A 10865-nucleotide genomic window follows, 5' to 3' on the forward strand; every position below is an offset into this window, starting at 1 on the left:
CTTCCTAAATTTAGGCGATCAGCGGCCGATAAAGACTACAGACAAGAGTGGAAGGGTGCTCGCAAGAGATGCCAGGTACATGATCCGGATCAGGAAACCACCTGTTACAAAGCCCTACCATAAACCAACATCACTGCGCTGGCCTTTGATTATACTTGGCTGCAAAACGACAACAGGAGTACAGCTATGCCGGTTGGCAAAAGCGTCGGCTTTCGAACAAAAATCGCCCTTCCATACATACTGACGGCGCTGGCCATTGTGGTTCTTGGTGCTCTTAGCGTGAACACCTCCCGCAACCTTGTCAGCGACACCGACTTTCTGGCGGAAAATCTGCTGCCCGCAGCCACTGAAATACTGAATGGTGACCGCGATCTTTACCAGGCTCTGATCGCCCAGATGGCCTATGTCCAGGCCAGAGAGCGTAACCTGCGTCCCGAAGAACTCCGGGAAGAATTCAGGGAGAACGTTGAGCAGGCCCGCCGGCGCATGGATTCTGCCCAGAGCCGGATCAGCAACCCGCAGATGGATCAGGAACTGGAAGGCTTCAGTGAAGCCTTTGATGCCTGGGAAACTTCTGCCACCAGTGTGCTTTATCAGGCTGAAATCGGCGATACCTATGGTGCCCGGGAAATCATGCTGGCCGACACCAATGACCTGTTTGACGCACTGCGGGATTATTATGCCCGGGCCGGCCTGTTTGCCGAAGGCCAGGCCGCGGATCGCGCCGCTGAAGCCTCCGCGGAAGGTCAGCAAAGCGCCTTCATGATTCTGATCATCACGGTGCTGGTACTGATCGTCACTGCACTGATTTTCCTGGCCTCCATGCGCGTAGTGGTTGCCTCCATCCGCACCCTGCGAGACCAGCTCGATAACATTGCCCAGGGTGAGGGAGACCTGACCCAGCGAATTCCGGTTACCAGCAACGACGATCTGGGGCAACTGGCCGGATCCTTCAACCAGGTCCTGGCCAATCTGCAGACGATGATCCGCACTATCCAGGAACTGTCGTCCCAATTGGCCGGCGGTGCGAAGGATCTGGAACAGGCGGCGGGTGAGAACCGGGATGGCGTGTCCCGTCAGACCGACTCCATCACCATGGTGGCGACCGCCATCAACGAGATGCAGAGTGCCATTGAAGAAGTGGCCGGCAACGCCTCCCAGGCCTCTGAGGTCTCCCGTAATGCAGAGGGCAATGCCGCCAAGGGTGCGGACATCGTTCGTCAGTCCGGCGGTCAGGTTCGCCGCCTGGCGGGCCAGATCAACCAGGGTGTCGAGGTGATTCGCAAACTGGCGGATGATTCCAGCAACATCACGTCAGTTCTTGACGTTATTCGGGGCATTGCCGAGCAGACCAACCTGCTGGCCCTGAACGCCGCCATCGAGGCAGCCCGTGCCGGTGAGCAGGGCCGCGGCTTTGCGGTAGTGGCCGACGAGGTGCGGACCCTGGCGAAACGTACCCAGCAGTCCACCGAGAACATTCAGGAAATGATTACCGCCCTGCAGAACGGCGTATCCGACGTGGTCTCGGTGATGGAGTCCAGCACCCTCGAAGCCAGCGCCACCGAGAAGACCGCCGCCGAAGCCGAGGGCGAACTGACCTCCATCCTGGATGCCATGACCAACATCAACGACCTGAACACCAGCGTCGCTTCGGCAACCGAGGAGCAGACCCAGGTGATTGATGAGATCAACCGCAGCATCACCCAGATCAATGATCTGGCCAATGAGAGCGCGGAACGTTCTTCCGGAATCGACGGTATCAGTAAATCCCTGGCGGATTATGCCCGCCAGCTGAGCGATCAGGCGGGCCGTTTCAAGGTCTGAGAACCGACCGCAAAACGCTTGCTGCAAACCGATCAGGGCGCCCGGGCTATACCCGGGCGTCAGACCACCCGCACCAGCTCACCCCGTTCCCAACCCAGACGACCGGTTTCCACCACCTGCCGGCGAATACCCGGTACCGGGCGAATCATGAACAGATCGCCGTTGCGACCCAGCATGGACTTTCTGGCACCGGAGTTACGGGCCAGTTCTGCATGGACCCGCATGTGCTCGTCTTCACCGTGCACCGGAATCGCCAGATCCGGGCGCACCCAGTCGTACATGGCCCGCAACTCTTCGGACGCGGGATGACCGGAGGCGTGAATAGGCAGCTCGGCATCCTCTGCGGTGATCACCTCGACCCCCATGGTTTTCATGCGTGCAATCAGCCCCTCGATGGCCTCTTCATTTCCGGGAATGGCCCGGGCACTGAAAATCACCCGGTCGCCGGCTTCCAGTTCAAAATCCGGATGATTGCCGGCCGCCAGCCGGCGCAGGGCGGTGCGCGGCTCGCCCTGACTGCCGGTGGCCACCGCCAGCACTTCCCGTGGAGGCAGATACCCGAGGTGCGATGGCGTAATGATCTGATCTTCTGCATTCCACAGACCAACGGCGCGAGCCGCCTGATTCATGTTGATCAGCGATCGCCCCAGCAAGCCCATATAGCGGCCGGTTTCGCGGGCGACCCTGGCAAGGCTGTGTAACCGGGCGATATTGCTGCCGAAACAGGTCACCACCACGCGGCCCTCGGCACCCCGGACAACCTTCAGTAAGCCTTTGTGCAGCGCGGCCTCAGAGACTGAGTGCCCATTGACGGTGGCGTTGGTGGAATCACACACCATGGCATTCATGCCTTCCTCCGCCAGGGCCTTGAAGGTAGCGGGTGAATAGCCGTGACCCACCAGCGGATCATCATCCAGCTTCCAGTCACCGCTGTGGAATATCCGGCCTATGGGCGTGCGGATAACCAGCGCATTGGGATCCGGAATGGAGTGGGTCAGCGCCAACCACTGCACCTCGAACGGGCCGATCTGACGACGATCGCCGGTATCCACTACATGGATGGGCACCTGATCCAGCAGTTCGAACTCCGCCAGCTTGCGACGCAGGATCTCGGCAGTAAAACGACTGGTGTAAATCGGGCACTTCAGCAGTGGCCACAGGTAAGGCACGGCACCGATATGGTCCTCGTGGGCGTGGGTGATCACCAGGCCGGCCAGCTGCTCACGACGATCCGCAATAAAGGCCGGATCCGCCATCTGCACCGGTGGCTCGCCCCGGTGATGAACCGTGCCATCCGCCGACACCCGCCCCGGCTTCGGGAAAGTCACGCCACAATCAACCATCAGCCACTGGCCGTCATGACCATAAAGGTTCAGGTTCATCCCGATTTCGCCGGTTCCGCCCAGAGGCAGAAACCACAGGTCGTGTTCGTCAGGGGTCATGGCCGGTCCATTGCTCAGAGTGTTGGAGCGCATTGTAACCATTCAGGCCGGACAATAAATACTCAATGTCTGTTGTCACAGCCCGGTCACAGTCAGCTGACATGCTCGGAATCCCGGTAACCGGCAACAGGGAGACACAAGGATCATGTTCGACTTCGGCTGGATGGAATTGGCCTTTCTCGCCATGCTGGCGTTGATTATCGTCGGCCCGAAAGACCTGCCCAGGCTCGCCAATGCGGTGGGCAAACTCTGGGGACGTGCCCGCCGGCTCTACCGGGATGCGCTCGGTCAGCTCCAGAAGCTGGAGAACGAAATGGATCTTGCCAGCCGCCCCGACGAGCGCCTCAAGCCCTCCTACTACGATCTGCTGCCGGAGCATGTTCGTCAGGCCATGGAAATGGCCGAGCCCAGCCGCGATGCAGAGCACAATCGCAAAGTGGACGCCATGTTCAGGGAAGCACTCGCTGAGCTGCACCAGCCGGCGCCGGACACCGGGACAAAACACAGCGAGCCTGAGCAACCGGAAACAGGAGCACAGCGTCATGACCAGCCACGATGATCTTGATCTCAGCCGTGCTCCGCTGCTGGCCCACCTGCTGGAATTGCGGAAACGCCTGCTGATCTGCCTTGGTCTGTTTGCCGTTGCCTTTGGTGTGTCCTACCTGTTTGCAGAGCCCCTGTACCGCTTTCTGATGGAGCCTCTGGTGGACATTTTTGGCCCGGACTCGGGCCGGCGGATGATCTTTACGGGGTTGCACGAGGCGTTTCTTACCCAGCTCAAGCTGGCCTTTGTCAGCGCCCTGTTCTTCACCCTGCCACTAGCCCTGATTCAGGTCTGGAAGTTCATGGCACCGGGGCTTTACCAGCATGAGCAGGGCTACCTGAGATTGCTGTTTGCGTTAACACCAATCCTGTTTGTGGTCGGTGCCGCCCTCGCCTACTACGTGGTATTCCCTCTGGCCTGGCAATTTTTCCTGAGCTTTGAGGCGCCGGCTGTGGCCGGCTCCCTGCCGGTGGAACTGGAAGCGCGGGTCAGTGAATATCTGGGCCTGGTGATTCGCCTGATTCTCGCCTTTGGCCTCAGTTTCGAGTTACCCGTGGTATTGCTGTTACTGGCCCGTACCGGCGCCATTACCGCCGACAGCCTTGCCCACAACCGGCGCTATGCCATAGTCGCCATCTTCGCGGTGGCGGCCCTGGTAACGCCCCCGGATCTGATTTCCCAGATCGCCCTGGGCTCCCCGATCCTTTTGCTCTATGAAGCGTCCATCTGGCTCATCCGGCTGCTTGATCGCCGTGCCGCCCTCGCGGACAAGCCGACGACAAACTGACGTCTGTCATAAAAATTTATTGCCAGTTGCCGTCTGTGTCATTTTTCTGCCGCTCCCCGGTCATATTCCTTCCCTAACCTTCTTGTCAGGTCTGACGCCATATCGCTTGGTCAGACCTGCATGGCGTGCCTTTGTGCGCAACCTGAATAAAACCAGACACACATGGAATCATGGAGAGTGGAGCAATGAACGATCTGTCAAACGGCCTGCCGGTCAGTAATGAACCCATACAACCCATCGTGAACCGTCGTGACTTCATGAAGGGCAGCGCTGCCGGCGCCGCCGCTATTTCCTTCGGCGCCCTGGCCAGCGGCAAGGTCTCCGCCAGCGACTTTACCAACGACTACGGCCCGCTGGCGCCCGTTGCCGATGAGGTAACCGGCCTGGAGTTGCTGAAGCTGCCCCAGGGCTTCAAATACTGGTCCTTCGGCTGGCGCGGCCAGATCATGAATGATGGCACTCCGACGCCTGGCGTGCACGATGGCATGGCGGTTGTGGCGTCTCAGGGCGGCACCATTGCCCTCGTTCGTAACCATGAAATTCGTGGCGGTGGTAACGCCGTGCCTTCACCAGCCATCTACAACCAGGCAGCGCCAGGTGGTTGCAGCAACCTGCTGTTTGACCCGGTACGCAGCCGCTGGCAGGCCTCTTATATGAGCATCAGCGGCACTTCCACCAACTGCGCCGGCGGCCTGACCCCCTGGGGCACCTGGCTGACCTGTGAAGAAACCACCACCACCCTCGGTGGCGTGGCTCACGGCTGGGTTTTTGAGGTTCCGGGATTCGGCATTGCCAAGCCAGTCCCCCTCAAGGCCATGGGTCGTCGCGCCCATGAGGCCACAGCCACCGACCCGGTCACCGGCTACGTCTACATGACCGAAGACGCCGGCTCCTCGTCCGGTTTCTACCGCTTCCGCCCGAACCAGTACGGCAACCTGGCTGCCGGCGGTGTACTGGAAATGCTGAAGGTCAAGGATATGCCTCAGGCAGACCTGCGCCTGGATTATCCGAATGGCACCAGCTGGGAAGTCGAGTGGGTCACCATTGACCAGCCGGAAAGCATCAATCCCCGCAACTACACCCAGGGCTATAACAAGGGTGCGGCTCGTTTCAGCCGTCTGGAAGGGGCCTGGTACGACACCGGCCTGATCTACTTTGATTCCACCAACGGTGGAGCCATCAATCGTGGCCAGATCTTCCACTACGAGCCACGTCGAAATCGCCTGACCATGGTTTTCCAGAGCACCAATGAGCTGACTCACCCGGTCTCCCCGGACAACCTGGCAGTCAGCCCCCGTGGCGGCGTGCTGATCTGCGAAGACCGTAGCGGTTCCCTGCAGCGCATACTCGGATTGAGCCAGAACGGTGAGGTTTTCGAGTTTGCCCACAACAATGTGGTACTGACCGAAAACGACATCGCCACTGTGGATGCCATCTACCCGGGCGTTGCCAGCTCGGTCAGAGCCGGCAGCTACACCAACTCCGAAACCGCAGGCGCGACCTTCTACGATCGCTGGTTGTTCCTGAACATCCAGAACCCCGGCATTACCGTCGCCATTACCGGCCCCTGGAACGAAGGCAATCTCTGACAGGGCTTCAACATCATGCCGGTATCCATGGGGGATACCGGCCCGGAATCAAAAAAGGATTATCATGAAAACATTAATTACAGCATTGGCCCTGATGATGCTGAGCATCACGGCACAGGCCCTGCCCACTCACTACTTTGGCGAAATCAACTACGCCGGCAATTACGATGGCACCGTCACCAGTAACAGTGCCTGGGTTAACCCCCCGGTGTTCGGCCTGAACAGCGCCGGCGAGCAGCAGGTGAACCTGTGGGGGCTCAACGCCAGCGCCGGTCAGGCCCTGTCACTGGACGTCACCAGCAGCGGCGATTTTATCGGCGGTATCAGCCTGTACCGGGGTGAAGTCAGCAGCAACGACCTGCGGTTCGGTAACTTCAACAACAGCGCTGACATCGGCAGTGCTGAGTTTATTGCCGGCACCAGTACCTTCATGGCGGATTCCTGGCTTAACGACCTGCTACTGGAACTGGACGGTTTCTATACAGTCATTGTCGGTGGCAAGAATGGCTTTGGCTTCGCTGACCGTTACGATTACGTAATGCAGGTATCCGGGCTGCCGGTTTCTGAACCCGGCAGCATGGCCCTTCTGGCATTGGGCATGACAGGCCTGATGGCCGCAAGGCGCCGTCGTTCTGCCTGATGGATCATAGACTTGTGCACACCCAGCCGGCAGGGACGCCGGCTACCTCCACGTGAGGTCAGGCCTGCCCTGCGCTGATCTGCCGCACCCGTGTTGTCATCCGGTAATGCCGTTCCACCGAATAGCTTTGATAGGCTGGACTCACTGCCATTATTCCGGCCTGCGTGTATCAGTCGTGCAATGGCAGCCAACAACGAGATGATGAGAGGTAACACCAATGAGCGACACCAAACAGAGCCGCCGGGTATTTCTGAGAACCGCCGCGCTGGGGGTAGCTGCCCTGCCGCTGGCCCGCTTCGCAACCCATTCGCCGACAGCCCATGCCAGCAAACCAAAAGCCGAAGATGGTCATGCACTTGACTACCTCAACAACGGCGCCGATTCGAACCATGAAAAACATAAGGATGGGCAGATGTGCCAGAACTGCGTGTTCTGGACCGGTGAAGTAGAAGATGGCTGGGGTAACTGTCAGCATCCTCAGTTTGCCAACGTGTTGGTGAATGCAGAAGGCTGGTGCAATACCTACGTGCCAAAACCATCCTGATTCTGCTGTCCTGAATATCTGACCGTCGGCGCCCGACCAATAACAATAGCGGGCGCCAGATCACAGCAATGACTCTATGGCCTCCTGCAACGCGGGGTCCTCCGGCGTCACCCGACTGCCAAAGTGGTTAACCACCCGTCCTTCTGCATTCAACAGGTATTTGTTGAAATTCCACTGCGGCGGCTGGCTTTGCTGACTGATAGCCCGGAAAACCGGATTGGCGTTTTCCCCGGTGACCGGTCCTGGCGCAATCATCGTAAAGGTGACCCCGAAGTTAACAAAACAGACTTCGGCCGCCTTTTCTTCCGACGCCGCCTCCTGACGGAAATCGTTGCTGGCGAAGCCGACCACCACCAGCCCCTGGTCACGGTAGGTCTGATGCAACGCTTCCAGCCCTTCGAATTGCCCGGTATAGCCACAGTGACTGGCCGTATTGACCACCAGCAATGGCTTGCCTGCAGCCTGTTCACAGAGATTGATGGATTCGCTTGAATGCAGCTTGCGGAACTCCTGATCCAGAAACGATGGGCACTCCGCAGCAAACGCTGAAGCGGACACCAACAACCCCATCCCCAGTGCGACCATCCGACGTGGACTGATCATTGCCTATCCTCCCTTTGGAAATAAGTCTTTAAAGGCCTGCTGATCTTTATACGGCATGCCCGGAAAGACAGCCTGTTGTCGATCATACAATAGCGGACATTTTCTTCGACCGTCATCGCCGAGCCGTATTGACCAACCACTATTACATCAACTGCTAGACTTCGTTCAGTACGAGCGGTTCAGACTCAACTGACACGGAGAAAACGCACCGATGACTGCCATTGTTGATTTCGTGAATTCGATCCTCTGGGGATACGTGCTGGTGTGGGGACTGCTGGCCGTGGGTGTGTTTTTCACCTTTCGTCTGGGTTTCCTGCAGTTCGTCAATTTCAATGAAATGATCCGGGCAATTCGTGGCTCCCGCGAGAGCGACGCCAACGGTATTTCTCCGTTTCAGGCCCTGTGTACCAGCCTGGCGTCCCGGGTCGGTACCGGCAATCTGGCCGGTGTGGCGGTGGCGCTTTATCTGGGTGGTGCCGGTGCCATTTTCTGGATGTGGATGGTCGCGCTGGTCGGTATGGCCACCGGCTACGCCGAAAGCACGCTGGCACAGCTCTACAAGGTGCGGGACGTCAAGGGTCAGTACCGGGGCGGGCCCGCGGTCTATATTGCCAAGGGGCTCAATGCGCCCTGGGCCGCCGTCATTTTTGCGGTTTGCCTGATTATTTCCTTCGGCCTGGTGTTCAATGCCGTCCAGGCCAACTCCATTGCCGATGCCATGGAAGGGGCCTTCGGCGTGCCCAAACTGGGTGTTGGCATCGCCATTGCCGTGTGTGCCGGGATTGTGATTTTTGGTGGCCTGAGGGCCATCGTGCGCTTTGCCGAGTTTGTGGTGCCGTTCATGGCCGGTGCTTACGTGCTGCTGGCTCTCGGTATCATGTTGTTCAACATTACCGAGGTACCGGGAGTGCTGCTGATGATCGTGAAAAGCGCCTTTGGTCTTGAAGAAGCCGCCGGCGGTGCCGCCGGCTCGGTTACCGCGGCCATGCTCAACGGCATCAAGCGGGGCCTGTTCTCCAATGAGGCCGGCATGGGTTCAGCTCCCAATATTGCCGCCACCGCCACTCCCGCCCCCCATCACCCTTCATCCCAGGGCCTGGTTCAGGCTTTCGGCGTGTTTATCGATACCATCGTCATCTGTACCGCCACTGCAGTGATGATTCTGCTGGCGGGCGTTGTAGAGCCCGGCTCGGGTGTCACCGGCACTCAACTGACCCAGCTCGCCATGGAGACTCACATTGGCAGCGCAGGCGGCTACTTTGTTGCCATTGCCATCCTGTTCTTTGCATTCACCTCGATTGTGGCCAACTACACCTACGCCGAAAACGCCATTATCTATCTGGGCGCCGGCAATACCCTTGGCATCTCCCTGCTCCGGGTCGCCGTGCTGGGCATGGTGGTGTGGGGTGGATACGAAGCAGTAACCACTGTGTTTAACGCGGCCGATGCTTCCATGGGGCTGATGGCCACTATCAATCTGATTGCCATCGTGCTGCTTTCCGGCACCGTGGTGAAACTCACCAAAGATTACATGGGCCAGCGCAAGGCCGGCGAAGTGCCCCATTTCAAGTCGAAGGACTATCCGGAGCTGGACAGGAAAATCGACAGCTCCATCTGGCGCTAACCCGCTGCTGGTCCGCAATCAGGCCAACTTGCCAGTGAGAGCGGCAAGCTGGCCTGATTGCGGATCATCTCAGCGGCCCTGGCTTATCCTGGAGCTCAGTTCCATATAGCGGTTGAGGATTCCTTCGATCTGTCCGAGACTTTGCTGTACCTGGGCTGAATTGTCCCGGGTAAATTCCGCCCCGAACACTGGTTTACCCTGCACCAGACGGGAATTGCGCAATATCGCCACCGCCTTCTCCACGGCAAAATCACCGGTTTCAGTCTGCAACTGCAGACTCAGGTGTACCTTTTCGCCTTGCTGCAGCGGGAGATCCCCGCCAAAGGCAATACCCCTGGCGTTGAAATCCTGCACCAGCACGTCAACCCACTCCCGGCTGAACAGGCTACGGCGCACCCGCACGCGAGCGTTGACCTGCACAAAAGGCAATCTCTTCTGACGACGACGTTCCTGCTGCATGCAACTTCCCCCGGCTGGTATTTCGATGCTGGCCATCTCTGTTCAGAGCCAAACCCGACACAAAAGAGGCATTTTTATAATTGGTCTCAATTTAGCAGAGATGCAGGAAACGCAAAGCCCTAAAGACGGACCCGTATCGTGAAATGTGACGAATAAGTAACCTTGGCCCCCGACAAAGATCTCACCCACAACTTCACCGACAACAGCGAGACTCCGGACGAACCTTTGAGAACGGCGTCACAAGTGGCAAACTGATGCCTCAGGTTTCAGAAACCTCAGACACCAACCAACCCAGAACAAGAAGGAATTCTGCATGAGTGATACCGTTCTTCTCGAACGCCACGCCAACGGCGTAGCCCTGGTTACCATGAACCGGCCGGAGGCCATGAACGCCCTGTCCAAGAGCCTCCGCGAGGCCTTGTACGACACCATGCAGGGCATCAAAGGGGATGACAGCATTCGGGTGGTGGTGCTGACCGGCGCCGGTGAGCGGGCCTTTACCGCCGGCCTGGATCTGAAAGAACTGGGCACCAACACCGACATGATGAGGGACGCCACCGATCCGGATCCGCGCTCCAATCCGGTTAACGCCATTCGCAGTTGTGGCAAGCCGGTCATTGGTGCCATCAATGGCGTGGCCATTACCGGAGGTTTTGAGGTGGCGCTGGCCTGTGATGTGCTGATTGCATCCGAGAACGCACGCTTCGCCGACACTCACGCGCTGGTCGGTATCATGCCGGGCTGGGGCCTCAGTCAGAAGCTGTCACGCATCATCGGGCTATCCCGGGCCAAGGAACTGTCCTTTACCG

11 protein-coding genes are annotated in these 10865 nt (G+C 58.7%); 8 read left to right on the forward strand and 3 right to left on the reverse strand.

Features of this window, described 5'->3' with window-relative positions; translation table 11 throughout:
* The first annotated feature begins 186 nt into the window (after nt 1–186).
* Nucleotides 187–1824, forward strand: coding sequence for a methyl-accepting chemotaxis protein (locus AAC035_RS00140; protein WP_339798683.1), 1638 nt, complete (start codon nt 187–189; stop codon nt 1822–1824).
* A 59-nt stretch (nt 1825–1883) separates the two neighbouring features.
* Here AAC035_RS00140 and AAC035_RS00145 read toward each other — a convergent pair whose 3' ends face one another.
* Complete coding sequence (locus tag AAC035_RS00145; protein WP_339798686.1) at nt 1884–3266, reverse strand: ribonuclease J; 1383 nt, start codon at nt 3264–3266, stop codon at nt 1884–1886.
* A 145-nt stretch (nt 3267–3411) separates the two neighbouring features.
* Between AAC035_RS00145 and AAC035_RS00150 the strand changes: the two genes are divergently transcribed.
* The 5 genes from AAC035_RS00150 (at nt 3412) to AAC035_RS00170 (ending at nt 7370) form a co-directional block, all read left to right on the forward strand.
* Entirely contained in the window at nt 3412–3825 is a 414-nt protein-coding gene (locus AAC035_RS00150) for a twin-arginine translocase TatA/TatE family subunit (protein ID WP_339798689.1), read from the forward strand.
* Nucleotides 3809–4597: a twin-arginine translocase subunit TatC gene (gene tatC / locus AAC035_RS00155; protein WP_339798691.1), complete on the forward strand. Its 789-nt coding sequence runs from the start codon at nt 3809–3811 to the stop codon at nt 4595–4597. Before AAC035_RS00150 ends, tatC begins: the two co-directional genes overlap by 17 nt.
* Nucleotides 4598–4782: 185 nt before the next feature.
* Nucleotides 4783–6186, forward strand: coding sequence for an alkaline phosphatase PhoX (locus AAC035_RS00160; RefSeq protein WP_339798694.1), 1404 nt, complete (start codon nt 4783–4785; stop codon nt 6184–6186).
* Nucleotides 6187–6250: 64 nt separating this feature from the next.
* Entirely contained in the window at nt 6251–6826 is a 576-nt protein-coding gene (locus AAC035_RS00165) for a PEP-CTERM sorting domain-containing protein (RefSeq protein WP_339798697.1), read from the forward strand.
* A 217-nt stretch (nt 6827–7043) separates the two neighbouring features.
* Nucleotides 7044–7370, forward strand: coding sequence for a high-potential iron-sulfur protein (locus tag AAC035_RS00170; RefSeq protein ID WP_339798699.1), 327 nt, complete (start codon nt 7044–7046; stop codon nt 7368–7370).
* A gap of 60 nt (nt 7371–7430) precedes the next feature.
* On the opposite strand, the gene AAC035_RS00175 is transcribed toward AAC035_RS00170, so the two are convergent.
* Nucleotides 7431–7973: a glutathione peroxidase gene (locus AAC035_RS00175; protein ID WP_339798702.1), complete on the reverse strand. Its 543-nt coding sequence runs from the start codon at nt 7971–7973 to the stop codon at nt 7431–7433.
* Nucleotides 7974–8184: 211 nt separating this feature from the next.
* On the opposite strand from AAC035_RS00175, the gene AAC035_RS00180 reads away from it, so the two are divergent.
* Nucleotides 8185–9597, forward strand: a complete 1413-nt coding sequence (locus AAC035_RS00180) for an alanine/glycine:cation symporter family protein (protein ID WP_339798705.1) — start codon at nt 8185–8187, stop codon at nt 9595–9597.
* A 69-nt stretch (nt 9598–9666) separates the two neighbouring features.
* Here the strand turns inward: AAC035_RS00180 and AAC035_RS00185 are convergent, their stop codons facing one another.
* Nucleotides 9667–10056, reverse strand: coding sequence for a PilZ domain-containing protein (locus AAC035_RS00185; RefSeq protein WP_339798708.1), 390 nt, complete (start codon nt 10054–10056; stop codon nt 9667–9669).
* A 313-nt stretch (nt 10057–10369) separates the two neighbouring features.
* On the opposite strand from AAC035_RS00185, the gene AAC035_RS00190 reads away from it, so the two are divergent.
* Nucleotides 10370–10865: enoyl-CoA hydratase-related protein (locus AAC035_RS00190; RefSeq protein WP_339798711.1), on the forward strand; the 496-nt coding region annotated here is incomplete at its 3' end.

Source organism: uncultured Marinobacter sp., assembly GCF_963974375.1.
GTDB lineage: Bacteria > Pseudomonadota > Gammaproteobacteria > Pseudomonadales > Oleiphilaceae > Marinobacter.

Bases quoted from the DNA above. Each gene is read 5' to 3' on its own strand.
- AAC035_RS00140 (WP_339798683.1), top strand. From the start codon at position 187: ATGCCGGTTGGCAAAAGCGTCGGCTTTCGAACAAAAATCGCCCTTCCA.
- AAC035_RS00145 (WP_339798686.1), bottom strand. From the start codon at position 3,266: ATGACCCCTGACGAACACGACCTGTGGTTTCTGCCTCTGGGCGGAACC.
- AAC035_RS00150 (WP_339798689.1), top strand. From the start codon at position 3,412: ATGTTCGACTTCGGCTGGATGGAATTGGCCTTTCTCGCCATGCTGGCG.
- tatC (WP_339798691.1), top strand. From the start codon at position 3,809: ATGACCAGCCACGATGATCTTGATCTCAGCCGTGCTCCGCTGCTGGCC.
- AAC035_RS00160 (WP_339798694.1), top strand. From the start codon at position 4,783: ATGAACGATCTGTCAAACGGCCTGCCGGTCAGTAATGAACCCATACAA.
- AAC035_RS00165 (WP_339798697.1), top strand. From the start codon at position 6,251: ATGAAAACATTAATTACAGCATTGGCCCTGATGATGCTGAGCATCACG.
- AAC035_RS00170 (WP_339798699.1), top strand. From the start codon at position 7,044: ATGAGCGACACCAAACAGAGCCGCCGGGTATTTCTGAGAACCGCCGCG.
- AAC035_RS00175 (WP_339798702.1), bottom strand. From the start codon at position 7,973: ATGATCAGTCCACGTCGGATGGTCGCACTGGGGATGGGGTTGTTGGTG.
- AAC035_RS00180 (WP_339798705.1), top strand. From the start codon at position 8,185: ATGACTGCCATTGTTGATTTCGTGAATTCGATCCTCTGGGGATACGTG.
- AAC035_RS00185 (WP_339798708.1), bottom strand. From the start codon at position 10,056: ATGCAGCAGGAACGTCGTCGTCAGAAGAGATTGCCTTTTGTGCAGGTC.